Source organism: Bacillus sp. FSL R5-0712 (genome assembly GCF_038593285.1).
Lineage (GTDB): Bacteria > Bacillota > Bacilli > Bacillales > Bacillaceae > Bacillus > Bacillus safensis.
In genome coordinates this window covers 1,811,427-1,837,587 of the sequence record NZ_CP151981.1, presented here as the reverse complement: position 1 = coordinate 1,837,587, position 26,161 = coordinate 1,811,427, and the positions used below count along the sequence as shown (strand labels likewise).

Sequence of the window (26,161 nt, the reverse complement as noted above, 5' to 3'; positions counted from 1 at the left end):
GTAAGAAAATGAAAAAAATTCTTGTTGTATGTGGAAACGGGTTAGGAAGCAGCTTTATTGTAGAAATGAATGTCAAAAAAGCATTAGAAGAATTAGGTCTTAAAGCTGAAGTGGATCATACCGATCTCAGTACAAGTAAAAATGAACAAGCAGACCTTTATATCGGAGCAGCTGATATTATTGACCAGCTGAATGACGGCACAAGGAATGTGGCTGGCTTAAACAATTTGTTAGACCAGGAAGCCATTAAAGACGTCCTTCGTCAACACATTTAAGTCATGAAAAAGGGGGATTCACATCATGATAGAACTGATCATGAACGATATATTGGGCACACCTGCCATTCTCATCGGTTTGTTTGCACTAGCCGGTTTACTTTTGCAGAAAAAATCAGCTGCAGACACTGTGTCAGGCACCTTGAAAACAACCATGGGTTTCTTAATATTAGGGGCGGGCGCTACAGTCGTCTCTGATTCACTTGGGGTTTTTCGAAAGATGTTTGAAGCAGCCTTTCACATTCAAGGGGTTGTCCCAAATACAGATGCTATGGCCGCCATTGCTCAAAAGGAATTCGGTACACAGACAGCACTTATCATGATTTTTGGTATGCTGGTCAATTTGTTACTTGCAAGATTTACACCTTTTAAATATATCTTTTTGACTGGTCATCATACGTTGTATATGGCGGCGATGCTCGCCGTCGTTCTTTCGACAGCCGGCATGCACGGGTGGCTGCTCATCTCCACTGGCTCCATGATATTAGGTGCAGCTATGGTCATTGCACCCGCAATCCTTCAACCGTTTACGAGGAAAGTCACCGGAAGCAATGATCTCGCGCTCGGACACTTCAGTACTTTCGGTTATTTTACTGCGGGAATGATTGGTAAATGGGTTGGTTCTCCTGAAAAATCAACGGAAACCATTCAAGTCCCTAAATCACTCGGTTTTCTAAGAGATACATCTGTTGCCATTTCGATTACGATGGCTTTGCTGTTCTTTGCGATTGCACCGTTTGCAGGAATTCCTTTTATTGAAAAAATTAGCGGAGGCACGAACTTCGCTGTCTTCATTCTCATTCAGGCGATTACGTTTGCTGCTGGTGTGTACATTATTTTAGCAGGGGTACGGATGGCCATTGGCGAGATCGTGCCTGCGTTTAAAGGGATTGCCGATCGATTCGTGAAGGGGGCAAAGCCGGCACTTGATGCGCCAACCGTTTTTCCATTTGCGCCAAATGCGGTCATTATCGGTTTTTTATGCAGCTTTGCAGGAGGCATCGTATCCATTTTTCTTTTACCTTTGTTTGGTTTAACTGTCATTGTCCCTGGACTTGTCCCGCACTTTTTTTGCGGTGCTACAGCAGGGGTGTATGGCAATGCAACAGGAGGGGTTAGAGGTGCTGTCGCTGGGGCCTTTGTAAATGGATTGCTTCTTTCCTTTTTACCTGCCTGTTTATTACCTGTGTTAGGAGCCCTTGGCTTTGAAGGGACAACGTTTGGAGATACAGACTTTGGTATCATCGGAATCTTGATTGGATTGATTAAGTTTTTATTTCAGCTGTAAAAAGGAGGAGCCTGAGAATGACAGCCGTTTTTTCACCTTCACTGATGTGCATGGATCTAACGCACTTCCGTGAACAAATTCATCTTCTCAACACGAGAGCAGACCGGTACCATGTCGACGTGATGGATGGGCATTATGTGAAGAATATGACGTTATCACCCTTTTTCATTGAACAGCTTCGGAAACTGACAAATTTACCGATTGATGTTCATCTAATGGCCGAACATCCGCAGGAATTTTTAATCGATGCATGTATTGATGCAGGCGCAACGATGATTTGTTTACACCCAGAAGTCGTGCAAAAAGATGCCTTTCGAATCATCCAGCATATTCACCAAAGAAAATGTGATGTTGGCTTTGTTCTAAATCCCGCCACACCAGTTGCAGCATTAGATTCCTTTATTCATTTAATAGACAGAGTGACGATCATGACAATCGATCCAGGCTTTGCCGGACAGCCTTTTATTAAAGAAATGCTTCAAAAAATTAAACAGGTGAGAGATATCAAAAAACACGGAGGATACTCGTTTTCAATTGAAGTAGACGGCTCTTGTAATGAGAGCACGTTCCGGCTGCTTGCTGAGGCTGGAAATGAGATTTACATCATCGGCACCTCAGGTTTATTTGGACTTCATAAAGAACTCGACACTGCTTGGGAAAGAATGAAGCAAATATTTGCAAAAGAAACAGCCTCAATCGAATCACGTTAGTAAAAGAGAGGATGAAAACCATCCTCTTTTTTACGCAAATTTTACTAAAACACAATTCATTCACCAAAACTTACCCAAAAACAACATAAAAATCACAAATTCATAATTGAAAGCGCTTTATTTATATGTTATCCTTCAAATATCTTTAGTAAATATTTAGTCAAATAACGATGAGGAGTTTGCCTATGACCACACTCAAAGATATTGCTCATGATGCAAAAGTGTCCGTTTCTACTGTATCCCGTGTGTTAAATGGCGATCAAACGCTTGCCGTTTCACATGCAACGAGACAAAACATCCTCGACATTGCGAAGAAGTTAAACTATACCCCAGTGAGAGCAAGAAAAGCCGATCAAGCAGAAGAAAAAAGCCCATCTGAATCCCCAGTCATCGGTGTCGTTGTCGCTCAATCCATTGACGAAGAATTAAATGATCCCTTTTTTTCATCGATTCGAAAAGGAATTGAAAAAGAATATGCCAAACAAGGCTTGTCCACTCTCCATACCTTTCGCCTAAGAAGCATGGATAAAGGGGCGATGCTAAAGGATATTGACGGCTTGATCGTCATTGGACGAATCAGCCCGGATACAGTTGAAAAAATGACAAATCGAATGGAACACATTGTTTTTATCAATCATTATGCGGATGAAGATTTGTATGATTGTGTACATGTGGATTTTGTCAGAGCGGCAGATCGCGCCATTCGTCATCTGCAATCTCTCGGTTATACACATCTAGGCTATATTGGCGGGAAAGAGCGGGAGCATTATTTTGAAGGTAATGCTGTGATTGAGGACGAAAGACAAACGACGTTTATAAAAAGAATGCAGGAGGCGGGAGCTCTTCATATGGAAGACATCCACATTGGTGAATACTCCATGCAAGAAGGCTATACGCTTATGCAGCAAGCGATCAAAAAGGGAAAACTGCCGCAAGCCTTTTTCATCGGAAGTGACTCTATGGCAATCGGCGCAATGCGCGCTCTGCATGAAGCCGGTCTACACGTACCTTCAGATGTATCCATTGTTGGTTTTAATGACATTGAAGCCGCGTCATTTTCAAGCCCGCCGCTTACGACCGTCAAAGTATATACAGAAGAAATGGGGGAAGTCGGTTTGAAACTTTTGCTTGAGAGAATAAACGGAAGAAAACTTCCTCTAAAAGTCGTCGTGCCAACAACACTCATCGAGCGAGGCAGTACATGTCTCATCCATGAAAGGGGGTGAACCATAGATTTCAGCACACAAAAAAGAGACAAAAAAGCAGAAAGCAAGCTGCTTAGCATGATGGCCAGATCATGCTAAGAACAAGGCAGCCTGCCGGTATGCTCTCTTATCTCTTAGAAAAGAATAGAATTCCAGTATAATGGACTTCCTTTGTTTCCGCAACTGCATGAATTCTACCGATTATCGTCTGAATTTTCAGTGATTAAAAGGAGGAAACCATGAATAAAAAAATCATGCTGCTGACTGCAGCCGTGTTCTTGACCATGATTTTGTCTGCTTGCGGTAATAACAGCTCATCTGAAGCAAATGGAAAGGTCACCTTGACGCTATTTTCAACGATGAGCAACAGCGGGGAAAGAAAAGCGTTTGAAGAAGTCATTCGCGAGTTTGAGAAGGAGCATGAGCAGATTCGAATCGATGCTAATTTCCCAGGCAACAGCTATGAAGATATGATCCGCGTCAAAATGGGAGCAAACGATATGCCAGACCTGTTTGATACACATGGCTGGGCCAAACTGCGCTATAGCGAGTATGTGGCTGATTTAAAAGAGATGGATTGGGTCAAACAGCTTGATCCTTCACTCGACCAGATTTTAAAAGACCAAGATGGGAAAGTGTACGCTTATCCGCTGAATCAAGCAAAAGACGGGCTTAGCTTTAATGCCAATCTATTAAAGGAATATGGCATAGAAGTGCCTAGAACACTTGATGAATTAAAATCTGCTTTGCTGACAGTGAAAGAAAAGAGCAAAGGAGATGTTGTGCCGCTCTGGATACCAGGAGGAGATAACTCAAATATTGCCCAAGTCTTTGATGAGCTGGCGACGCCTTTATTAATCACCGATCAAAAGCATCAATACGGAAAGGAACTTGAAAACGGATCATTTGATTGGTCTCTCTATACACCGCTTGCACAATTCATGAAAGATCTGAAGGATCAAGACCTTTTAAACAAGGATGTCCTGACAGCGAAACTCTCTCAAGCGCCCGAACTCATGGCACAAAACAAAATCGCCTTCACTTTTGTCGGAGGATCCTTAGGACCTGAAGCAACAGAGCTGAATTCATCCATCAAAGTAGGCACGATGCCTGTTCCAGCCATTCATGAAGGAGATGAACAAAGCTGGATTGGCGGAGAACGTTTTACTGTTGCTGCTTGGAAAGACTCTAAGCATCTAAAAGAAGCAAAACAATTCATCGATTTTTTAGCAAAACCTGAAAACGCAAAAAAAATCGCAGAGGGCACATCCTCTGAAACAGCTCTAAAACAAGTGAAAGCGAAAAACTATTACTCTACATTTTACGATCAATACGAACAGGTAAAGATTGAACCGTATTTCGATCGAAAATACTTACCAAGCGGAATGTGGGCGGTCATGGCAACAACGGGTCAAGAATTATTAGCAGGCTCGATCACACCAGAACAGTTATCAAAGAAAATGGAAGAGGAATATAAGCGTCTGAAAAAACAATAGCTGATGGATGCTGAAACAGGAGTGAAGCCAATGAATGACATCACAAAAGCAAAGCAGCCAGCCGCATTCACCTCTTTACCAAAAGTAAAGAGGCAAAAACGCCAGAATTCATCACTTTGGTGGATGTACATGCCAGCTGTTCTCGTCGTCAGTACCTTTATCATTTATCCTTTTTTGAACGGCATTCAGCTTTCTTTTACGAATTGGAACGGTTTCTCACAAACTTATCAATGGATTGGTCTTGAGCAATATCAAAGGCTGCTTCAGGATCAAGCGACATGGCTTGTTGTCAAAAACACGCTTCTCTATGGAATTGGGAGCACCATCTTGCAAAATATCATCGGACTTGGATATGCTCTTTTATTAAATCAAAGCTTAAAGATGAAAGCCATCACAAGAACGGTCATCTATTTACCTGTCATGATCAGCCCGATTGCGATGGGCTATATTTGGTATTTTGTGTTTGCTTACCAAGGCGGTGCCTTAAATGATGTGGTGACGCTTTTTGGATTTGATCAAATAAATGCGCTCGGCAACCCAGAATTAAACACATGGATCATCGTGCTTGTCAACACATATCAATTCGTGGGGATTGCGATGATCATTTATTTAGCAGGACTTCAAAGTATTCCTAAGGATTATTATGAAGCGGCGCAATTAGACGGCGCATCGAGCTTCCAGCAATTCAGGCGGATTACATTGCCGCTGCTTATGCCGTCGATCACCATTAATGTTGTGCTGAATGTCATTGGCGGGCTCAAGCTCTTTGATGTCATTGTGGCACTCACGGGCGGCGGACCTGGAGATTCCTCGCAATCCATGTCGACCTTTATGTATGATCTGTATTTCAAACGTCAGGATGCAGGCTATGCAGCGACGCAAGGGGTGTTCATGGCAGTCATCATCCTTGTCATTAGTGTCGCAGCGCTGATTTATTTCAAACGAAAGGAGACCGAGGTGTGATGGATAACGCCTATAAACGCAAGAAAAGATGGTACTCCGTCCTCGCACTATTGATCACATTGCTGCACCTCATTCCATTTTATATTTTGGTGACGACATCATTAAAGGGGATAGGAGATTTTAGTTCAAAATGGCTGTTTCCGAAAGCACTGCATCTTGAAAACTTCCGCACAGCATGGATAGAGGCTCAGCTTGGCCAGTCCTTTTTGAATACAGTGATCATTACGTTCAGTTCCGCTGTATTGCTCATTATCTTTGGATCTCTTGCAGCCTATCCGCTTGCAAGAAGGAACACAAAGCTGAATAAAGCAGTCTATGTTTTATTTATTGCCATTATGGTCATTCCACCGCTTACAGCCCTTGTCCCGCTCTATAAAATGGTCGTTCAAATCGGGATGATGAATACCTATCAAATTGCTATTTTAAATAATGTGGCTGCTTTTTTGCCGCTGACAATTTTCTTATACGCAGGCTTTATCCGGTCGACAATTCCAAAGGAGCTTGAAGAAGCTGCCCGTATTGATGGAGCAGGGACATTCAGAGTTTTTTTCACAGTCGTTTTTCCGCTTCTGAAGCCCATTACGGCTTCTGTATTAATCATTGCCTGCGTGTATATTTGGAACGACTATCAATTTGCTATCTTCTTTTTGCAAGATAAAGAGATGCATACACTCACAGTCGCCTTATCCCATTTTTTTGGTCAAAATCAGCATCAGCTTCAGCTCGTTGGGGCAGCTGCACTCATTGCGATGTTGCCAATGGTCACGATGTTTTTACTTTTGCAAAAATATTTTATCGCAGGGCTTTCACAAGGCTCTGTCAAAGGCTAGCCCAATATGGATGTGAAAAGGAGAGTCGTCTATGTCTAAAATTACATTTATCGGTGCAGGGAGTACCGTGTTTGCTAAAAATATATTAGGAGATTGTCTGTTTGTTCCCACCCTTGCAGGGTTTGAATTCGCATTATATGATATCGACCACAACCGGCTGAAAGAATCAGAAACAATGCTGTCGCATTTAAAAGCAAATTACGGTGCAAACGTGACCATCCAGTCCTATCACAACCGCAAAGAAGCCTTAAAGGATGCAAAATATGTCATCAATGCCATCCAAGTTGGAGGCTATCGGCCAAGTACTGTCATTGATTTTGAAATACCAAAAAAATACGGATTAAGACAAACGATCGCGGATACGGTAGGGATCGGCGGCATCTTCCGTTCCCTTCGGACGATTCCTGTCATGCTAGACTTTGCAAAGGATATGGAAGAGGTTTGTCCAAATGCTTTATTGTTAAATTACACGAATCCAATGGCCACACTGACAGGTGCGATGCTGCGCTATACTCAGGTTCAAACGATTGGTCTCTGTCATAGTGTGCAAGTCTGTACAAAGGACCTATTTGAATCTCTTGAAATGGATCATGAAGGCATTGAAGAAAAAATCGCCGGCATTAACCATATGGCATGGTTATTAGAAGTAAAACGGGACGGAAAAGACTTGTATCCAGAAATCAAAAGACGAGCAAAAGAAAAGCAGCAATCGAGGCATCATGATATGGTTCGTTTTGAACTGATGGATAAATTCGGCTACTATGTCACAGAATCCTCAGAGCACAATGCCGAATACCATCCATATTTCATCAAATCACGGTACCCTGAACTAATCGGTCAGTTTAACATTCCTCTCGATGAATACCCGAGACGCTGCGAGGAACAAATCAACAATTGGAATACAATGAAGCATGACCTTGTGGGAAACACACAGATCACACATACCCGCTCAAAAGAATATGGTTCCCGGATCATTGAAGCGATTGAAACGAACGTTCCCTTTAAATTTGGCGGAAATGTTCTGAACACTGGCGGGCTCATTGACAACCTGCCTGAAAAAGCCTGTGTAGAAGTACCGTGTGTGGCAGATCGAAGCGGCATCATGCCATGTTATGTCGGAGAAATACCTGAACAATTGGCAGGACTCAACCGAACGAATATCAGCTCACAGCTGATGACGATTGAAGCAGCGATCAGCGGTAAAAAAGAACACATTTATCAAGCAGCTCTACTGGATCCACACACAAGCGCTGAATTATCAATTGATGACATCGTGAATCTTTGCGACGACCTCATTGAAGCGCATGGGGATAGACTGCCAGCCTACAAAGGGGCTACACAGTATAGCGCTTCATCACCGTCATCAAATTAATCATGCCAATCAATCTTTTTTTAAAAAATAGGAGTGGGTGAAAATCACAGGAAAAAGAGCCAAATGGATGAATTGAAAGTTTGTTGACGCTTTCATCTGTTTTGCAAATAAAACACACTGTCTTCATAATGAAAGAATCCGAAAAACGAAGGAGTCATTCATTATGAAAACATATGTGAAAAAGTTTATTGAAGAACTAAAAGAATCCATGAAGCATTACGGTGAATCTATCATTAAAATTAAGTCAAATCTATAATAAATGAATAAGGAACAAGACCTGATGTGCAAATGCCATCAGGTTTTTTTATACAAAAAATCACAAATAAATAGAAAAAATTCAGAAAAATAATTGACTGAAAGCGCTTTTAATATTATGATTACCTCAAACTTAACCACAAGTTACCCAATTAATTATCACTATATTGGTTAACTCGTGATAAAGTTTGATGGGAATAAAGATGATGAATAAAAGGATGGTGACAAACAACGTGTCTAAAGAAGAAATTTTATGGGGCATCGCGCCTATTGGATGGAGGAACGATGACATCCCAGCACTTGGCGCCGAAAACACACTATCTCATTTATTAAGTGATATTTGTGTCGCTGGCTTTGAAGGAACTGAAGCAGGTGGTTTCTTTCCAGAACCAGCTGTCTTGAATAAAGAACTAAAACTTCGCAATTTAAAAATAGCTGGAAAATGGTTTAGCAGTTATATGATCCGAGATGGTTTAGCGGCTTCAATACAAGCATTCAAAAAGCATTGTCAGTACTTGCAAGACATTCATGCTAGTGTAGCTGTTGTCTCAGAGCAAACGTATTCCATTCAAAAAGAAAACATCAACATCTATCAGCATCAGCCATCTTTCACAGGTGAGGAATGGGCACTGCTTTTAGAAGGTCTCAATGAATTAGGTCAAATAGCAAACAGTTATCATCTCAAACTAGTCTATCATCATCATCTCGGAACAGGGGTACAAACCTTATCAGATGTCACACGTCTTTTAGCTGGAACAGACCCTCGGTATGTTCACCTTCTATATGATACTGGACATATTTACGTATCAGATGGCGATTATTTATCCTTGCTCAAGCTGCATATCGACCGTATCCAGCACGTGCATTTTAAAGATGTGAGAAAAGAAGTGATGGAAAGCTGTCGTCAAAAAGAATTGTCTTTTTCTGAATCTTTCTTAAATGGATTGTTTACAGTACCTGGGGATGGCTGTATCGATTTTAATGAAGTATACCGTTTGTTAATCAGTCATGGCTATAAAGGGTGGATCGTCATAGAAGCTGAACAGAATCCTGCGATTGCCCATCCTTTAGAATATGCATTAAAGGCTCGTCAGTATATTGATGAAAACTTGGCTATTCATTCTTAAAGAGAACAGGAGAAAAGACCATGAACAAAAGTCAACAAACCAATTTAAGATCTATTATCCTAATTTCGACCTTTGGAGGACTTCTTTTTGGTTATGACACTGGTGTATTAAATGGTGCATTACCTTACATGTCTTTACCGAATCAGTTAAATTTAACAGCATTGATGCAAGGGATTGTGACAAGTGCATTATTATTAGGTGCAGCATTAGGTGCAGTCATATGCGGACGTTTATCAGACAGGTTCGGACGCCGTAAAACTATTTTTTACTTAGCCGCTCTATTCTTTTTTTCTACATTAGGATGTACTGTATCACCAAACGCTGAAGTAATGGTCTTATTCCGATTCTTATTAGGGCTTGCAGTTGGAGGAGCTTCAGTCATAGTTCCAGCCTTTTTAGCTGAAATCTCTCCAGCAGAAAATCGCGGAAGAATCGTCACACAAAATGAACTGATGATCGTATCCGGTCAATTACTTGCTTTTACCTGTAATGCATTGATTGGAAATATATTTGGAGAGAACCCGTATGTATGGCGCATCATGCTACCAATTGCGGCGATTCCAGCCATTATTTTATTCTTCGGTATGCTAAAAGTGCCAGAGAGCCCAAGATGGCTTGTAACAAAGGGGAAAAACAAAGAAGCACTTCAAGTACTTCACCGCATTCGCTCAAAAGGAGCGGCGAAAACGGAGTTGCTCGAAATAGAGAACGCTTACAGGGAAGAAGTGAATTTAGATAAAGCGACTTTAAAAGATTTATCCACGCCTTGGATTAGGCGGCTTGTGTTTATCGGCATAGGAATTGCGGTTGTACAGCAGTTCACAGGAGTTAATTCCATCATGTATTACGGAACAGAAATTTTAAAAGATGCAGGTTTCGAAACGAAGGCAGCACTAATTGGGAATATTGGGAATGGTGTTATCTCTGTCCTTGCTACATTTGTTGGCATTTGGCTGCTTGGCAAAATAGGACGTCGCCCTATGTTAATTTCAGGCTTGATTGGAACAACCTTTACATTACTGTCTATCGGCATTTGCTCTAATCTTTTTGCAGGAACAGCCTTTCTTCCATATTTGATTTTATTTTTGACGATTACATTTCTTTCATTCCAGCAAGGCGCCATCTCTCCTGTCACTTGGCTCATGCTGTCAGAAATTTTTCCTCTTCGGCTGCGGGGGCTTGGTATGGGGGTAAGTGTATTTTGTCTATGGATGGTGAACTTTTTAATTGGTTTGACGTTCCCAATATTACTTGCTCAGATCGGCCTCTCGATGACTTTCTTCGTTTTTGTCGCTTTCGGAGTCCTGTCTATTTTGTTTGTGGTGAAGTGCTTACCGGAAACAAAAGGGCTGACACTTGAAGAACTAGAAATGAATTTCCGTAAGCACGATCAAACATCAATTGACATCACAACAGATCATCAAACACTGTCTTAAATAAAAGGGATGAAAACAAAGATGGTGTCGAACCAATTTGTGAAAATGGAGTTTCAACAGTAAGGAGTGTTCAATAGATGAAAGTAATAGATTCAAAGCTCATTTCAATGAAAAGCATACTGCATGAAGCAAAACAAAAACAATATGCAGTAGGACAAATGAATATCAATGGTTTGCAATGGGTGAAAGCCATCTTACTTGCGGCAAAAGAGGAGCGATCTCCTATCATTTTAGCAGCATCTGACCGGCTCATTGATTATTTGGGCGGCTTTCACACGATTGTAGGCATGGTTGAAGGGTTAATGAAAGATTTGGAGATCAGTGTCCCAGTTTCTTTACATTTAGATCATGGCATGACTGTCTCTCGGTGCAAAGCTGCCATTGATGCAGGATTTAGCTCAGTCATGATAGACGGCTCTTCCTATCCTCTCTCACAAAATATTGCCATGACAAAAGAAGTTGTTCATTATGCCTCTAAAAGAGGTGTATCTGTCGAAGCTGAAGTTGGCTCTGTTGGAGGAATGGAAGATGGCTTGATAGGAAATATCATCTATGCTGATCCATACGAATGTGTGCGTCTTGTTAGAGAAACAGGAATTGATGCCTTGGCCGCAGCACTCGGTTCAGTGCATGGCCCTTATCAAGGAGAACCGAAGCTAGGATTTGATGAGATGAAGCAAATAGCTGAACTCACAGACGTTCCGCTTGTCTTACACGGCGGTTCAGGCATTCCTGTTGATCAGATTCAAAGGGCAATCTCACTTGGTCATGCAAAAATCAATGTCAACACTGAATGCTTGGAAGCTTGGAATCAAGCTGTCCGAGCTCAACTAACTAAAAACAAAGCAACCAATGATCCACAAACAATTTTAACACCTGGTACAGAAGCCATTAAACAAGCTGTCAAGATGAAAATCCAACAATTTGGATCAAGTCAGCGTGTTTGATCACATCTAGCAGACACTCCCATAGATAAGATGAAAAGGAAGATTAAGCATGATAAAAACGAAAAGAATCCAGCAAATAAAAGAATATGTGATCCAACATCAGTCTGTCTCGTTAGATGATCTTGTCTCAACCTTTGGGGTGTCAAAAAATACGATTAGGCGAGACGTTCAAAAGCTCGTTGAAGAAGGACATATCCAAAAAGTTTATGGGGGAGTAGCAGCCAATCATGCAAGGCTTGAATCATTTCATGACAGACAAACACGAAACCAACTTCAAAAAAGATGGATTGCAAAAGATGCGGCTCGATTAGTAGATGATGGCGATGTCATTTTTATTGACTCTGGTACCACAACATTAGAAATGATTCATTTTATAAAAGAAAAGGAATTAACGGTTGTCACGAACAACTTAGACTTTATTGTACAAGCATTGCCTTACACTCAGCTTCAAGTCATTTCAACTGGCGGCCAATTAGAGCGGAAAACGAAATCATTTTCCAGCATTACTAATACAAATGATGTACTTCAATACAACTTCGATAAAGTGTTTATGGCCTCAACAGGGGTCTCTATTTCAAATGGAGTAACAAATTCATCGCCAGTAGAAACAAGCATGAAGGAAATGGTCGTCAAAAAAGGTAGAGAAGTGATTCTATTAGTCGATCATACAAAATTCAATAAATATGCGATGTTGACATATTGCCAGCTGGATGAAATCGACTACTTAATCACTGACGATTCTCTGGATACCTCCTATACAACCTTTTTCAAAAAGAATCAAATCAAATGGATCGTTGCTCCTTCACAAGATGAAAGTCAGCAAACTTTAACATGAAGGAACATGTCAAAAATATTTTCAGATAAGGCAGGGGAAAAAATGGACACAATCAGATTAACGGTGAGTCAAGCATTGGTCAAATTTTTAAATGCCCAGTACGTTGAATATGACGGTGAAAAAAAGCCTTTTATCAAAGGAATCTTTACTATTTTCGGTCACGGAAATGTGTTGGGGCTCGGTCAAGCCCTTCAAGAAAACCCTGGAAGACTCGAGGTATATCAAGGAAGAAATGAACAAGGGATGGCACATGCTGCAACGGCTTTCGCAAAACAAAAGCAACGTAAACAAGTAATGGCCTGCACCTCATCCGTTGGGCCTGGCTCTGCCAATATGATCACAGCTGCTGCAACGGCAACAGCGAATCAAATTCCACTTTTGCTTTTCCCAAGTGATGTCTTTGCCACACGACAGCCAGATCCAGCACTTCAGCAGATTGAACAAACATACGACTTGAGTTTATCGACGAATGATGCCTTTCGGGCTGTGAGTAAATACTGGGACCGGGTTTCAAGACCAGAACAGCTCATGTCCGCACTGATTAACGCCATGCGTGTTTTAACAAATCAAGCAGATACTGGTGCGGTCACAATTTCGCTTCCTCAAGATGTTCAAGGAGAAGCATGGGATTACCCGCTGTCTTTTTTTCAAGAGCGGACGCATTTTTTAGACAGATATGCACCTTCAGCAAGAAGTATTCAAGAAGCAGCGGCACTCATTCGTAAGAAAAAGAAGCCTTTCTTGATTTTAGGCGGAGGGGTGCGTTACTCAGAGGCGGCTGACGAGTTTGTCCAATTTGCTGAAACTTTTCATATACCCTTTAGTGAAACACAAGCTGGTAAAAGCTGTGTTGAAAGCAGCCACCCATTAAATGTAGGCGGACTTGGTGTCACTGGCAATAGTGCTGCCAATGAACTCGCTCAGAAGGCTGACCTTATTATTGGCGTCGGCACTAGATTTACAGACTTTACAACATCATCTAAACGGCTATACGCAGACAGTGATGTTTTAACGATCAATCTATCCGATTACCATGCATCTAAATTAGATGCAACAACAGTCATTTCTGATGCGAAGATGGCACTCCTTGCATTAAAGGATGAACTAGCAAACTATCAAACAGGTTATCAAAATGAAATCAAAGAAGCAAAGCAGCGCTGGGCACAAGAATTACATCGGCTTCATCATATTCAGTACACTGAAACAGGCTTTACACCTGAAATTAAAAGCCACTTTGATCATGAATTAGATGAATATAAGGAAAAACTTCATACAACGCTACCTCAAACGACTGTACTTGGCTGTTTAAACGAATGGATTCCATCTGACGCCATTATTACATGTGCTGCAGGCAGTCTCCCAGGAGATTTACAGAGAATGTGGGTGACAAAAGAGCGAAACACATATCACCTTGAATATGGATACTCTTGTATGGGCTACGAAATTGCTTCTGCACTTGGAGTGAAAATGGCTGAACCAACCAAAGAAGTGTATGCCTTAACAGGTGATGGCAGTTATTTAATGCTGCATAGTGAACTTGTCACAAGCATTCAAGAGGGCTATAAGATTAATATCATTCTTTTTGACAACTCCGGTTTTGGCTGTATTAATAATTTGCAAATGGGCCATGGAATGGACAGTTTTGCGACTGAATTTCGAAAAAGAAACAAGAAAACAGGACAGCTTGATGGAGAGATTATGAAAATCAATTTTGCACAATCAGCAAAAGGTTATGGAGCAAAAACATATGAAGTTCATACACTCGATGAACTGAAATCTGCGGTTGAAGATGCTAAAAAGCAGACAGTCAGTACCCTGATTGATGTGAAGGTACTTCCAAAAACTATGACAGCAGGTTACGGTGACTCATGGTGGAACGTAGGTATCTCAGAAATCTCTGATAAAGAACAGATCAAAAAAGAATATGAAGAAAAACAGCAAAAATTAAAACAAGCAAGACAATATTAAGAAAAGCTACATGAAAGGTGTGTGCATAATGGCTGATTTAATTGTACCGAAACAAAAAAGAGACAAAGAGGGAAAGGTGCTGAGCATCACACCTCAATCAGCAGGTTGGACCTATATTGGCTTTGAGGTGTACACATTGGCAAAAGGTGAAAACCTTCGTAAAAAAACAGGTGGAAATGAGGTGTGCATTGTCATTCTCTCAGGTAAACTTCATCTCCAAACGAAAGAAGAGACATGGAAAGAAATTGGGGAACGAATGAATGTTTTTGAGAAAACACCTCCTTTCTCCATTTATATACCAAACGATGATCATTACGAAATTGAAGCCATAACAGATATTGAGATCGCCGTTTGTAGTGCACCTGGAAAAGGCACATATCCAGCTCGTCTCATTCTTCCTGAACGAGTAGGGGTTGAACATAGAGGCGCAGGTAATATTGCAAGACAGGTTCACAACATTTTACCCGAACATGAACCAGCTGACCACCTGCTTGTTGTAGAAGTATTTACACCGGAAGGAAACTGGTCGAGCTATCCGCCGCATAAACATGATCAAGATAATTTACCGCACGAATCTTATTTAGAAGAAACGTATTATCACAAAGTAAACCCAGAACAAGGTTTTGTTTTACAAAGAGTATATACAGATGATCTTTCACTAGATGAGACAATGGCTGTAAGAGATAGTTCCGCCGTTCTTGTACCAAAAGGATATCACCCTGTGTCAGCACCACCAGGCTATGAAATCTATTATTTGAATGTCATGGCAGGTCCAGTGAGAACTTGGAAGTTTCATAACAATGCTGAACATGAATGGGTGATGAAAAACAAATTGAGTATGAAAAGGGAGGGGCGCTGATGCTAGACTTAACATTTAAACAAGATCGGCAGCTTGATGTTATTGCAATGGGTAGATTATGTATTGATTTAAATGCGAACGAACTGAATCGGCCGATGGAAGAGACGATGACTTTCACAAAATACGTCGGGGGGTCTCCAGCCAACATTGCCATTGGTTTAGCAAGGCTCGGTATGAAATCTGGATTCATTGGAAAAGTCGCTAACGATCAGATGGGACGTTTTGCAACAAGCTACTTGGAAAAGAACAACATCAATACAGACGGCATTGTCATAGATCAATCTGGTGCTGTCACGGGTCTTGCTTTTACTGAGATTAAGAGTCCCGAAGAATGCAGTATTTTAATGTACCGAGAAAATGTAGCAGATTTAAAAATCGATGTCCAAGAAGTATCTGAACAATATATCAAAAAGGCGAAAGCCTTACTCATCTCAGGCACTGCGCTAGCAAAAAGTCCATCAAGAGAAGCAGTATTTGTGGCACTTGATTATGCACGTAAGCATCACGTAACTGTCTTCTTTGACCTGGATTATCGTCCATACACTTGGCAAACCGAGCAAGAAACAGCGATTTATTACAATTTAGCTGCTGAAAAATCAGACGTGATCATCGGCACAAGAGAAGAGTTTGATATGATGGAAAAACTCATAGCAGATGGACCGTCAAATGATGAATCAACCGCCAAAAAATGGTTTTCACACCATGCCAAAATCGTTGTTATTAAACATGGGGGTGATGGTTCCATCGCTTATACACAGGATGGACAGTCATATCGAGGCGGCATCTTTAAAACAAAGGTCCTCAAAACATTCGGAGCGGGTGATTCATATGCTTCAGCCTTTATTTATGGACTGATGAACAACATGTCCATTGAAGAAGCTATGCGTTTTGGAAGCGCTTCTGCCTCCATCGTAATTTCTAAGCATAGTTCATCAGATGCCATGCCCACAGTTAAAGAAATCAAAGACTTTATGATCGAAACAAAAGTTGAACAATCACAACCAATTTAATCGTAGAGGAGAGAATACCATGGCTAAAACAACTGTCAAAACATTAAAAAATTATATTGGAGGAGAATGGGTAAATGCTGAAACAAGTCAAACTGAACCCGTTTATAATCCAGCAACAGGGAAAATCATTGCAGAAGTTCCCCTATCAACAAAAGAAGATGTAGAACGAGCAGTTCAAGCAGCAAAAGAAGCGTTTTCCATCTGGTCTAAAACCCCTGTACCAAGACGTGCACGTATTCTCTTTAAATATCAGCAATTATTAGTCGAAAAATGGGAAGAATTAGCCGAACTGGTTACGCTCGAAAATGGAAAAAGCTTAACTGAAGCACGCGGAGAAGTACAGCGAGGCATTGAATGCGTCGAATTCGCAGCCGGTGCCCCAACTTTAATGATGGGAAAACAGCTGCCAGATATTGCGACTGGACTTGAATCAGGCATGTACCGCTATCCTATTGGCGTCATTGGCGGCATTACGCCATTTAACTTTCCAATGATGGTTCCTTGCTGGATGTTCCCGCTTGCCATTGCCTGCGGAAATACGTTTGTCTTAAAACCTTCAGAACGTACGCCTGTTCTTGCGGCACGGTTAGCAGAGCTGTTTGAAGAAGCGGGTCTTCCAAAAGGTGTTCTTAACATAGTCAATGGGGCTCACGATGTCGTTAACGGCCTGCTTGAACATCAAAAGGTCAAAGCCATATCGTTTGTCGGCTCCCAGCCAGTCGCAGAATATGTCTATAAAAAAGGAACAGAGCATGGCAAACGTGTCCAAGCACTTGCAGGGGCTAAAAATCACTCCATTGTCCTAAAAGACGCAGATATAGATGCAGCCGTCAAACAAATTGTTGGTGCTGCCTTTGGCTCTGCTGGAGAAAGATGTATGGCTGCAGCTGTTGTCACAGTAGAAGAAGATATCGCTGACGAGCTCATTCAAAAATTAATCGCTGAATCCAATCAAATGGTCATTGGAAATGGCATGAATGAAGATGTTTTCCTCGGCCCGGTCATTCGGGAAAGTCACAAAGAACGAACGCTTCAATATATTCAATCAGGTATTGAAGAAGGAGCGAGTCTCATTCGTGATGGCCGCAAAGATCGTGAAACAGAGGGAGAAGGATACTTTATCGGACCGACTATTTTTGATCATGTAACAAAAGAAATGAAAATTTGGCAGGACGAAATTTTCGCTCCAGTTTTATCCATTGTTCGCGTTTCATCGCTTGCTGATGCTATTGAAATTGCCAATGAGTCTAAATTTGCAAATGGTGCCTGCCTTTACACTGATAGTGCATCAAGTGTGAGGGAATTCCGCGAGAATATTGATGCAGGCATGTTAGGTATTAATGTCGGCGTTCCAGCACCAATGGCATTTTTCCCATTCTCAGGTTGGAAAGATTCATTCTATGGCGACTTGCACGCAAATGGCACGGACGGTGTTGAATTTTATACTAGAAAGAAAATGGTCACCGCTCGTTATATGTAATACAACATACTCCTATCAACTTCAAAACAGCTGTGCGAAAAAGCACAAATACAGGAGGTAACAAGATGGAATTAAAGATTGGTGTTATTGGTATAGGTGCCATTGGTCAAGATCATATGAAGCGAATTACAAATACGCTGTCTAAAGGAAGAGTGGTGGCTGTTACCGATGTAAACAGACAGCAGGCAAAAGCTATCGTAGATGCATTCAGCCTTGATGCACGTATTTATGAGGATGGCCATCAACTCATTCAATCAGATGAGGTAGATGCCGTTATCGTCACATCATGGGGGCCGACACATGAAGAATATGTGTTAGCTGCTATTGAAGCTAATAAACCTGTTTTTTGTGAAAAACCACTTGCAACCACAGCAGAAGGCTGCATTCGTATAGTCGAGGCTGAAATGAAGAAAGGGAAATTACTCGTACAGGTTGGATATATGCGCCGGTACGATTCGGGATATCGCGCTTTAAAACAAGTACTGGATGAAGGACAAGTAGGTGAACCATTAATAATTCATGCTGCACATAGAAACCAAACCGTCCCTGACACATATACAGGAGATATGTCAATTGTCGATACATTCATTCATGAAATCGATGTCCACCGCTGGTTACTAAATGATGAATACGTATCCGTACAAGTCATTGCACCTAAAAAAACGCAGCAAGCTGCTGAGCACTTACAAGATCCTTTAATAGTGATCATGAAGACGCAACAAGGAACCATCATCAACAGCGAAATATTCGTTCATTGTCAGTACGGCTATGACATTCAGTGTCAAATTGTCGGTGAAAAAGGGATTGCAAGTCTGCCTGATCCGGCCAGTGTCGTTTTGCATAGTCAGGCAACACGATCTACAAATATCTTAACAGACTGGCAGCATCGATTTAAAGCAGCCTATGACGAAGAATTGCAGGATTGGATCAATTCCTCCTTAAAAGGAGAAGTAAATGGACCTACTGCTTGGGATGGATATGTAGCTGCCGTAACAGCAGATGCTTGTCTTAAAGCAAAGGCAACTGGTGAGACAACACCAATCCATCTCCAAGAACGTCCAGCCTTTTATCATCAATCATTTGTCCCTGAAAAAGTATAATCAATTCAAAAGAAGAGGCTGCTGAAAGCAGTCTCTTTTTCATTCCAAAAAAGAAAAAATGCAGCTCCATCATGGGAGACTGCATTTTTTGTTGTCTTCTAGTCAAAAAGTAAGGGTTTTCATCGTGATTCCAGCAAGGATTTGCCCTAGAAATCATTCTTTCTATTCATTCTTCATCAGTATCTATCAACATATTTTGAAATTGGGCCTAAACCCCAATATTAGGAAGATGAAAACAGGAGGAAATGAAACGATGAGGACGAGGATGAAGTGCGGCGTTGGTTTATTGATTTTTGCTTTGGTACTGAGCTTTTTACCGGTATATGATGCGAGTGCGGCAAGCACAACAATTGCAAAACGTGTAGGAAATGCAAACCCGCTCATAGACCACCACTTGGGCGCTGATCCGTTTGCGCTCACCTATAACGGAAGAGTGTACATTTATATGTCGAGTGATGACTATGAATATCACAGCAACGGAACGATTAAGGATAATTCTTTTGCCAATTTGAATAGGGTCTTCGTCATCTCTTCAGCAGATATGGTGAACTGGACAGATCATGGCGCGATTCCAGTAGCCGGTGCAAATGGAGCAAATGGCGGCAAAGGGATCGCTAAATGGGCAGGTGCTTCCTGGGCTCCATCAGCGGCGGTGAAAAAAATCAATGGGAAAGATAAATTTTTCCTTTATTTCGCGAACAGCGGCGGAGGGATTGGTGTTCTGACAGCAGACTCCCCAATCGGTCCATGGACAGATCCTATCGGAAAAGCGCTCGTCACACCAAATACACCAGGAATGTCTGGGGTTGTATGGCTGTTTGATCCAGCCGTTTTTGTAGATGATGACGGCACTGGGTATCTATATGCCGGTGGAGGCGTACCAGGCGGTTCTAATCCAACGCAGGGACAATGGGCCAATCCGAAAACAGCAAGAGTCTTAAAACTAGGGCCTGATATGACAAGTGTTGTGGGCAGCGCCTCGACCATTGATGCTCCTTTTATGTTTGAAGACTCAGGGATGCATAAGTATAACGGAACCTATTACTATTCCTATTGCATCAACTTTGGCGGCTCCCACCCAGCAGATAAACCACCTGGTGAGATCGGTTATATGACGAGTTCAAGTCCGATGGGTCCCTTTACGTATAGAGGGCACTTCCTGAAAAATCCGGGTGCATTTTTCGGTGGAGGCGGTAACAACCATCATGCTGTGTTCAATTTTAAAAACGAGTGGTATGTCGTGTATCATACCCAAACGGTCAGCTCTGCCTTATACGGGGCAGGAAAAGGCTACAGATCTCCACATATAAATAAGCTTGTGCATAATGCTGACGGCTCCCTTCGAGAGGTTGCAGCCAATTTTGAAGGGGTCAAACAGCTTTCCAACCTGAATCCTTATCAGCGGGTAGAAGCTGAAACATTCGCATGGAATGGACGCATTTTGACAGAGGCCTCTTCAGCTCCAGGCGGACCGGTCAATAACCAGCATGTCACAAACATTCAAAACGGAGATTGGGTGGCTGCCAGTAACGTCGATTTTGGATCAAACGGCGCAAGAACATTTAAAGCGAATGTAGCATCAAATGCAGGCGGAAAAATAGAAGTACGCCTCGGAAGCCCTGACGGCAGACTCGTTGGGACACTAAATGTCCCTTCCACAGGCGGAACAAACAATTGGCGAGAAGTAGAAACGACAGTAAACGGAGCAGCTGGCGTGCACAACGTATTTTTTGTCTTTACTGGAACAGGTTCAAACCTATTTCAGTTTGATTCCTGGCGGTTTACTCAATAACAAAGGATGACAAAATGATAGGAGAGTGGAAAAATTTGATGTCAATGATCAAAAAACCAATCTGTACTTTATTGATCTGCTTCACCATGCTGTCTGTCATGTTCATCGGACCTGGCGTCACTGAAGTTTCAGCAGCAGATGCCAATATTAATATCAATGCAGAAAGACAAGTGATTCGCGGCTTTGGCGGAATGAACCACCCGGCTTGGATTGGTGATTTGACCGCACCTCAAAGGGAAACCGCTTTTGGCAATGGGCAGAATCAATTAGGGTTTTCCATTCTAAGAATTTTTGTAGATGAGAACAGAAATAATTGGCACAGAGAGGTCGCCACAGCTAAAAGAGCAATAGAGCATGGAGCTTTAGTGATCGCTTCACCTTGGAATCCTCCAAGCCACATGGTCGAGACTTTCAACCGTAATGGTACAACTGCAAAGCGGCTGAGATACAATCAATACGCTGCATATGCTCAGCATCTGAACGATTTTGTGACGTATATGAAAAATAATGGCGTCAATCTCTATGCGATATCAGTACAAAACGAGCCCGATTATGCACATGAATGGACATGGTGGACTCCTCAGGAAATCCTGCGTTTCATGAGAGAAAATGCCGGATCCATTAATGCCCGCGTGATTGCACCAGAATCCTTTCAATACCTTAAAAATATATCAGATCCTATCTTAAATGATCCGCAGGCGCTAGGAAATATGGACATTCTCGGAGCCCATTTGTACGGAACCCAAATCAGCCAGCTTCCGTATCCTCTGTTCAAACAAAAAGGAGGGGGGAAGGAGCTTTGGATGACAGAGGTCTACTACCCGAACAGCGATAACAATTCAGCGGACCGCTGGCCTGAGGCATTAGGGGTTTCAGAGCATATTCACCATTCGATGGTAGAAGGGGACTTTCAGGCATATGTTTGGTGGTACATCCGCAGATCCTACGGCCCTATGAAGGAAGATGGCCTGATCAGTAAACGCGGTTACAACATGGCGCATTTCTCCAAATTTGTACGCCCAGGATACGTCAGAATTGATGCAACGAAAAGTCCTGAACCAAATGTTTTCGTATCTGCCTACAAAGGAAACAATCAGGTCGTCATTGTCGCGATTAACAAAAACAATACAGGAGTCAATCAGCACTTTGTGATGCAAAATGGAACTGCTTCACAAGCATCAAGATGGATTACGAGCAGCAACAGCAACCTTCAGCCGGGTACAGACTTAAATATATCAGGTAATCAATTTTGGGCTCATCTCCCGGCTCAAAGTGTGACAACATTTGTAGTCAAACGCTAAAAAATCAATTGAATCACCAAAAGCCAATTTCCTCATTTCAAAAGGAAATTGGCTTTTTTTATGCAAATAGGAAGTTGATTTTTTCACTATGTTCTTACATTGGGTATAATAATGGCAATGACTTCAGGAGAGTGATCAATGTATGCCAAAGCATCAAAGCAAAGTATTAATGATCGATGACGAAAAAGAAATTTTGGAATTAATCAACACAGTATTAACAAGAGAAGGCATTGATCGTGTCATAACAGCTTCAACTGCCAGTGAGGGGCTCACGAAATTTCATCAAGAACAGCCCGATCTTGTCATACTTGATATTATGCTGCCAGACGGTGAAGGCTATGATATTTGCAGACAAATCAGAGAGACCTCCCATGTTCCGATTATCTTTTTATCAGCAAAGGGAGAGGAATCAGACAAAATTGTAGGACTTGCCATCGGCGGGGATGACTACATTACAAAACCGTTCAGCCCAAAGGAAGTCGCCTACCGGGTGAAAGCGCAGCTGAGACGGCTCTCATACTTGCAGTCATCTCAAGCCGATCCCGTGATCAAAAAAGGGCCGTTTGAATTAAACGAGCAGCAAGCAGAACTGACGAAAAACGGCACGGTCATTGAGCTCACGCCGAAAGAGCTTCTGCTGATGACCTACTTCTTGCAGCACCCGAACCGGATCATCAGTAAGGAAACGCTTTATCAAACTGTTTGGGGGGAAGACTTTTTCGGTTCTGACAATACGGTGATGGTTCATATCCGAAGACTTCGGGAAAAAATAGAAAATTCCCCGTCAACACCTGAGTTTCTCGTCACAGTCAAAGGGCTTGGCTATAAATTTGTTGTAAAGGATGCGTAAGGATGAAATGGCGATTAACAGGCAGATATATGGTCTCTGTCATTATCGTGACCATAATCACGGTCTTTATCAACTTATTTGTATTTATGATTTGGCTCGTACTTCAGGCAAACAGCCAGCATAACGAGGAAAATACGCCTGAAACCTTTACAAGATCATTTGAACAATACGTCTCTTTTTCTGATCAAGGGATAACCGTAAACAAAGAAGGACAGAAAGCCTTAAAACAACAGAATGCATGGATTCAAATTTTAGACGAAAATGGACAGGACGTGTATCATGCGCAGGCACCTAAAGGATTAAAGAACAAATATACACCGATTGACATCGTGAACTTACATAAATATAAAGATAAGCAATTATTATCGACCATTTATGCTGGCGGAAAAAAAGTAAAGGGCAAAGAATACAGTTACTTTATCGGATTTAAAGATCCTTCCATTGGAAAATACCTATTCTCGTTTGACACGAAGGATTTAGTAACAAGATTCAATATCGGGACGATGATTTTATTATCAATTGATGCCATCATAGCTTTACTCATTGGTTACTTATTCAGCCGGCAGCTCACAAAACCGCTCGGCCGTGCCATTCATAGCATCCAGCGGCTGGCAAACGGAGATTACACGACAAATCTTCCTGCTAAAGGAATTTATAAAGATGTCTTCTATAATGTCAATCACTTATCAGAGCAGCTCGCTTCAAGCAAAAAAGAAAAAGACAAACTAGAGCAAATGCGTGAAGAATGGATCAGCCATATTACTCATGATATTAAAACGCCGCTCGCTTCTATTCAAGGCTATGCAGAAATCATGAAAGACCCAAAGTATCCTCTTTCAAAAGAAGACATCAGACATTACGCGGGCATCATTGAGAATAAATCATTGTATATCAAAGATGTTATGGAGGATCTGAATTTAACGACAAGGCTGAAAAATAACGGCGTCATGCTCAATAAAGAGCTGGTCAACATCGTGTCACTGCTGCGGGAAACGTTAATTGATATTTTAAACGATTCAAGATATGCGGATCAGACGATTGAGCTTCAAACGAATGAAGACAAGCTCATGCTGAATATTGATAAAATCCTCATTCGAAGAGCGGTTACCAATCTGATTTTAAATGCCCTCGTTCACAATGATCCTGATGTGACGATTATTGTACAGCTTGAACAAAAAGAAAAAACCCATATCACGATTAAAGACAACGGCAGAGGAATAGAAGAGGCAGAGCTGGAAAAAGTGTTTGACCGCTATTACAGGGGGACGAATACAGGAGTTTCACATGCTGGCTCTGGTCTTGGGATGGCCATTGCAAAGGATATTATCGTCAAGCACGGCGGGGACATCACGATCCGCAGCAGTGTAGGAAAAGGAACAACAATTGATATCCAACTACCAGCATAAAAATAGACAAAAAAACGGTTCTGATCAACAACAGAACCGTTTTTTACCTATTATTTATTCTGAAAATACTTTGATGCCTTTCACAATGTTCCAAATGAAAAAGTAGATGGCAACAAGGAATGTCACTGCATATGTCGCAATTAAGAAAGGCCCCGCATGGCTGATATCTTTCATACCAAGTAAACCTGAACCAAGGATGCCAATACCAAAAATCAAATAAGGTATGACATGCGTCCATAATGATTTTTTCGCATGATATTTCACTTCGTCCTGACCTAAGAAATAGACGATAATTGGGAACAAAAATGGTGCGAAAAAGATACTGAAGTAACATAATGATGACAAGACTTTATTTTCTCTCAAAACGTTTCACCTCTATGATTTATTCACTACAAACACATTGTACTACCTCAACCTTAATCCGTATTAATCTGAACCTTACAGCAACCTTAAAAATGTTTACCTTTTAAAATAATTTATAAACGACATACTATAATATAGGTATTTAAATCTATTTTACCGAAAAAAATAGTTGACTTTGGTTTATCCTGTGTTTACAATAAAGTCGTAACCGATGCAGGAGTGTTACTGATATCATCAGGCACCACCAAGTCAGGTAAACATGTTGTACATTTGTACGTTGTTTGCTGAGATTTTGGTGTTTTTTTATGCTTTTTTAGCAGTTTTAGGTAAGGTGGGATGAAGATGTTCACCGTCGTTAAAGTTTTAAACAATAATATCGTATTAGCTCTAACAGACACTCAAAATGAAGTAGTTGTTTTTGGTACAGGAATAGGCTTTAAGAAGAAAAAGGGTGATACACTTGATGAGAGCGCTGTCAGTAAGACATTTTATTCTGATCAGACGTCTCCATTAGAATCTCAACTTGCCGCTATCCCAACTGATATCCTTTTATTAACTGAAAAAATCATTCATATGGGCGAAGAGATGTTGAATAAAAAATTAGGTTCTAGCATGCTGTTTTCGCTATCTGATCATCTTACCTTTTCTATTCAAAGGCATCAAGAAAAAATGGAATATGAAAACCCAATTGTATGGGAAATTCCACATCTATATTTTCAAGAATATCAAATTGGGAAAAAAGCACTTAAAATTATTCAAAAAATGATGGGGATTACTTTTCATGATACAGAGGCTTCACTCATTGCCCTTCATTTTGTAAACGCTCAAATAGATGGTCAGTCTATGGGAGATACGATCAAAATGACCCATCTCACGAAGGAAATCGTTAAGATTATTCAAAACATTTTCGAGATGGTGTTAGATAAATCATCAATAGATTATTCGAGGTTTATCACTCATTTGAGATATTTTATTGTCAGACAAGAAACAAATCAACCACCGCAGCAAATGGATGATTCATTAAAAGAATTAATTCAGGATCGTTATATGAAGAGCTATGCATGCGGTTTAATTATTAAAGAAATGTTAAAGCGGGAATTCAATTGGAATGTCACTGAAGACGAACTTGTTTTTCTAGTCATTCATATTGAAAGAATTACAAAGAAACATCAACAAAATAAATGATTTCTTTTAGGCGTGTTATGAAAAAGCATTAACCTAAACAAATCTCCATTTAGAAGTCTTTCTAATGGTGGATTTTGTTTAGGTTTTTTTTGTGAAAATGAAGGGGTG

General features: G+C 41.2%; 23 protein-coding genes. 22 read left to right on the top strand and 1 reads right to left on the bottom strand.

The features are described from left to right. Positions 1-8: 8 nt before the first annotated feature. The 21 genes from NSU11_RS09180 (at position 9) to NSU11_RS09080 (ending at position 24,505) form a co-directional block, all read left to right on the top strand. Positions 9-275 (top strand): PTS sugar transporter subunit IIB, encoded by a 267-nt coding sequence (locus NSU11_RS09180; protein WP_024425192.1) that lies wholly within the window; start codon positions 9-11, stop codon positions 273-275. A gap of 25 nt (positions 276-300) precedes the next feature. Beyond that, the gene (locus tag NSU11_RS09175; RefSeq protein ID WP_151863044.1) at positions 301-1,563 is read left to right on the top strand and encodes a PTS ascorbate transporter subunit IIC; all 1,263 of its coding nucleotides are present in this window, start codon (positions 301-303) and stop codon (positions 1,561-1,563) included. A 17-nt stretch (positions 1,564-1,580) separates the two neighbouring features. After that, positions 1,581-2,273 (top strand): D-allulose 6-phosphate 3-epimerase, encoded by a 693-nt coding sequence (gene alsE, locus NSU11_RS09170; RefSeq protein ID WP_342493888.1) that lies wholly within the window; start codon positions 1,581-1,583, stop codon positions 2,271-2,273. A gap of 185 nt (positions 2,274-2,458) precedes the next feature. Beyond that, on the top strand, positions 2,459-3,499 hold the full coding sequence (locus tag NSU11_RS09165) for a LacI family DNA-binding transcriptional regulator (protein ID WP_342493887.1): 1,041 nt from the start codon (positions 2,459-2,461) through the stop codon (positions 3,497-3,499). A 218-nt stretch (positions 3,500-3,717) separates the two neighbouring features. Next, positions 3,718-4,974, top strand: coding sequence for an ABC transporter substrate-binding protein (locus tag NSU11_RS09160; protein WP_268416195.1), 1,257 nt, complete (start codon positions 3,718-3,720; stop codon positions 4,972-4,974). Positions 4,975-5,004: 30 nt separating this feature from the next. Then, positions 5,005-5,937 carry a sugar ABC transporter permease gene (locus tag NSU11_RS09155; RefSeq protein WP_122631420.1) on the top strand — a complete coding sequence of 311 codons (933 nt, stop codon included), beginning with the start codon at positions 5,005-5,007 and terminating at the stop codon, positions 5,935-5,937. Beyond that, positions 5,937-6,767: a carbohydrate ABC transporter permease gene (locus NSU11_RS09150; protein WP_326483882.1), complete on the top strand. Its 831-nt coding sequence runs from the start codon at positions 5,937-5,939 to the stop codon at positions 6,765-6,767. The genes NSU11_RS09155 and NSU11_RS09150 overlap by 1 nt, the downstream gene beginning before the upstream one ends. 31 nt (positions 6,768-6,798) lie before the next feature. Then, positions 6,799-8,139: an alpha-glucosidase/alpha-galactosidase gene (locus tag NSU11_RS09145; protein ID WP_122631321.1), complete on the top strand. Its 1,341-nt coding sequence runs from the start codon at positions 6,799-6,801 to the stop codon at positions 8,137-8,139. A 488-nt stretch (positions 8,140-8,627) separates the two neighbouring features. Next, entirely contained in the window at positions 8,628-9,521 is an 894-nt protein-coding gene (iolE, locus tag NSU11_RS09140; RefSeq protein WP_025093201.1) for a myo-inosose-2 dehydratase, read from the top strand. 20 nt (positions 9,522-9,541) lie between these two features. After that, complete coding sequence (locus tag NSU11_RS09135; protein WP_025093202.1) at positions 9,542-10,957, top strand: sugar porter family MFS transporter; 1,416 nt, start codon at positions 9,542-9,544, stop codon at positions 10,955-10,957. A gap of 77 nt (positions 10,958-11,034) precedes the next feature. Then, a complete protein-coding gene (gene fba / locus NSU11_RS09130) occupies positions 11,035-11,904 on the top strand; it encodes a class II fructose-1,6-bisphosphate aldolase (RefSeq protein WP_197172888.1) in 870 nt (289 codons plus the stop codon). A gap of 49 nt (positions 11,905-11,953) precedes the next feature. Beyond that, positions 11,954-12,739 carry a DeoR/GlpR family DNA-binding transcription regulator gene (locus NSU11_RS09125; RefSeq protein ID WP_197172887.1) on the top strand — a complete coding sequence of 262 codons (786 nt, stop codon included), beginning with the start codon at positions 11,954-11,956 and terminating at the stop codon, positions 12,737-12,739. Between the two features lie 42 nt (positions 12,740-12,781). After that, entirely contained in the window at positions 12,782-14,707 is a 1,926-nt protein-coding gene (gene iolD, locus NSU11_RS09120) for a 3D-(3,5/4)-trihydroxycyclohexane-1,2-dione acylhydrolase (decyclizing) (protein WP_135031629.1), read from the top strand. Positions 14,708-14,735: 28 nt separating this feature from the next. Then, a complete protein-coding gene (gene iolB, locus NSU11_RS09115; protein ID WP_135031631.1) occupies positions 14,736-15,566 on the top strand; it encodes a 5-deoxy-glucuronate isomerase in 831 nt (276 codons plus the stop codon). Further along, positions 15,566-16,576, top strand: a complete 1,011-nt coding sequence (gene iolC, locus NSU11_RS09110; protein ID WP_197172886.1) for a 5-dehydro-2-deoxygluconokinase — start codon at positions 15,566-15,568, stop codon at positions 16,574-16,576. The genes iolB and iolC overlap by 1 nt, the downstream gene beginning before the upstream one ends. Positions 16,577-16,595: 19 nt before the next feature. Beyond that, positions 16,596-18,056: a CoA-acylating methylmalonate-semialdehyde dehydrogenase gene (locus tag NSU11_RS09105; protein ID WP_197172885.1), complete on the top strand. Its 1,461-nt coding sequence runs from the start codon at positions 16,596-16,598 to the stop codon at positions 18,054-18,056. 65 nt (positions 18,057-18,121) lie between these two features. Then, a complete protein-coding gene (locus NSU11_RS09100; RefSeq protein WP_044334537.1) occupies positions 18,122-19,156 on the top strand; it encodes a Gfo/Idh/MocA family oxidoreductase in 1,035 nt (344 codons plus the stop codon). A 253-nt stretch (positions 19,157-19,409) separates the two neighbouring features. Then, a complete protein-coding gene (locus NSU11_RS09095; protein ID WP_034622046.1) occupies positions 19,410-20,948 on the top strand; it encodes a glycoside hydrolase family 43 protein in 1,539 nt (512 codons plus the stop codon). A 35-nt stretch (positions 20,949-20,983) separates the two neighbouring features. Continuing rightward, the gene (locus NSU11_RS09090; protein ID WP_025093211.1) at positions 20,984-22,249 is read left to right on the top strand and encodes a glucuronoxylanase; all 1,266 of its coding nucleotides are present in this window, start codon (positions 20,984-20,986) and stop codon (positions 22,247-22,249) included. Positions 22,250-22,391: 142 nt separating this feature from the next. Further along, complete coding sequence (locus tag NSU11_RS09085; RefSeq protein ID WP_103132477.1) at positions 22,392-23,099, top strand: response regulator transcription factor; 708 nt, start codon at positions 22,392-22,394, stop codon at positions 23,097-23,099. 2 nt (positions 23,100-23,101) lie between these two features. After that, complete coding sequence (locus NSU11_RS09080; protein ID WP_149126600.1) at positions 23,102-24,505, top strand: HAMP domain-containing sensor histidine kinase; 1,404 nt, start codon at positions 23,102-23,104, stop codon at positions 24,503-24,505. A 54-nt stretch (positions 24,506-24,559) separates the two neighbouring features. On the opposite strand, the gene NSU11_RS09075 is transcribed toward NSU11_RS09080, so the two are convergent. Further along, positions 24,560-24,868, bottom strand: coding sequence for a DUF4870 domain-containing protein (locus NSU11_RS09075; protein ID WP_025093214.1), 309 nt, complete (start codon positions 24,866-24,868; stop codon positions 24,560-24,562). Positions 24,869-25,210: 342 nt separating this feature from the next. Between NSU11_RS09075 and NSU11_RS09070 the strand changes: the two genes are divergently transcribed. After that, positions 25,211-26,053: a PRD domain-containing protein gene (locus NSU11_RS09070; RefSeq protein ID WP_073205807.1), complete on the top strand. Its 843-nt coding sequence runs from the start codon at positions 25,211-25,213 to the stop codon at positions 26,051-26,053. Positions 26,054-26,161 lie beyond the last annotated feature (108 nt).

Excerpts from the sequence above, each read along its gene's own strand:
- NSU11_RS09180 (WP_024425192.1), top strand. The coding sequence starts at position 9 with ATGAAAAAAATTCTTGTTGTATGTGGAAACGGGTTAGGAAGCAGCTTT.
- NSU11_RS09175 (WP_151863044.1), top strand. The coding sequence starts at position 301 with ATGATAGAACTGATCATGAACGATATATTGGGCACACCTGCCATTCTC.
- alsE (WP_342493888.1), top strand. The coding sequence starts at position 1,581 with ATGACAGCCGTTTTTTCACCTTCACTGATGTGCATGGATCTAACGCAC.
- NSU11_RS09165 (WP_342493887.1), top strand. The coding sequence starts at position 2,459 with ATGACCACACTCAAAGATATTGCTCATGATGCAAAAGTGTCCGTTTCT.
- NSU11_RS09160 (WP_268416195.1), top strand. The coding sequence starts at position 3,718 with ATGAATAAAAAAATCATGCTGCTGACTGCAGCCGTGTTCTTGACCATG.
- NSU11_RS09155 (WP_122631420.1), top strand. The coding sequence starts at position 5,005 with ATGAATGACATCACAAAAGCAAAGCAGCCAGCCGCATTCACCTCTTTA.
- NSU11_RS09150 (WP_326483882.1), top strand. The coding sequence starts at position 5,937 with ATGGATAACGCCTATAAACGCAAGAAAAGATGGTACTCCGTCCTCGCA.
- NSU11_RS09145 (WP_122631321.1), top strand. The coding sequence starts at position 6,799 with ATGTCTAAAATTACATTTATCGGTGCAGGGAGTACCGTGTTTGCTAAA.
- NSU11_RS09135 (WP_025093202.1), top strand. The coding sequence starts at position 9,542 with ATGAACAAAAGTCAACAAACCAATTTAAGATCTATTATCCTAATTTCG.
- fba (WP_197172888.1), top strand. The coding sequence starts at position 11,035 with ATGAAAGTAATAGATTCAAAGCTCATTTCAATGAAAAGCATACTGCAT.
- NSU11_RS09125 (WP_197172887.1), top strand. The coding sequence starts at position 11,954 with ATGATAAAAACGAAAAGAATCCAGCAAATAAAAGAATATGTGATCCAA.
- iolD (WP_135031629.1), top strand. The coding sequence starts at position 12,782 with ATGGACACAATCAGATTAACGGTGAGTCAAGCATTGGTCAAATTTTTA.
- iolB (WP_135031631.1), top strand. The coding sequence starts at position 14,736 with ATGGCTGATTTAATTGTACCGAAACAAAAAAGAGACAAAGAGGGAAAG.
- iolC (WP_197172886.1), top strand. The coding sequence starts at position 15,566 with ATGCTAGACTTAACATTTAAACAAGATCGGCAGCTTGATGTTATTGCA.
- NSU11_RS09105 (WP_197172885.1), top strand. The coding sequence starts at position 16,596 with ATGGCTAAAACAACTGTCAAAACATTAAAAAATTATATTGGAGGAGAA.
- NSU11_RS09100 (WP_044334537.1), top strand. The coding sequence starts at position 18,122 with ATGGAATTAAAGATTGGTGTTATTGGTATAGGTGCCATTGGTCAAGAT.
- NSU11_RS09095 (WP_034622046.1), top strand. The coding sequence starts at position 19,410 with ATGAGGACGAGGATGAAGTGCGGCGTTGGTTTATTGATTTTTGCTTTG.
- NSU11_RS09085 (WP_103132477.1), top strand. The coding sequence starts at position 22,392 with ATGCCAAAGCATCAAAGCAAAGTATTAATGATCGATGACGAAAAAGAA.
- NSU11_RS09080 (WP_149126600.1), top strand. The coding sequence starts at position 23,102 with ATGAAATGGCGATTAACAGGCAGATATATGGTCTCTGTCATTATCGTG.
- NSU11_RS09070 (WP_073205807.1), top strand. The coding sequence starts at position 25,211 with ATGTTCACCGTCGTTAAAGTTTTAAACAATAATATCGTATTAGCTCTA.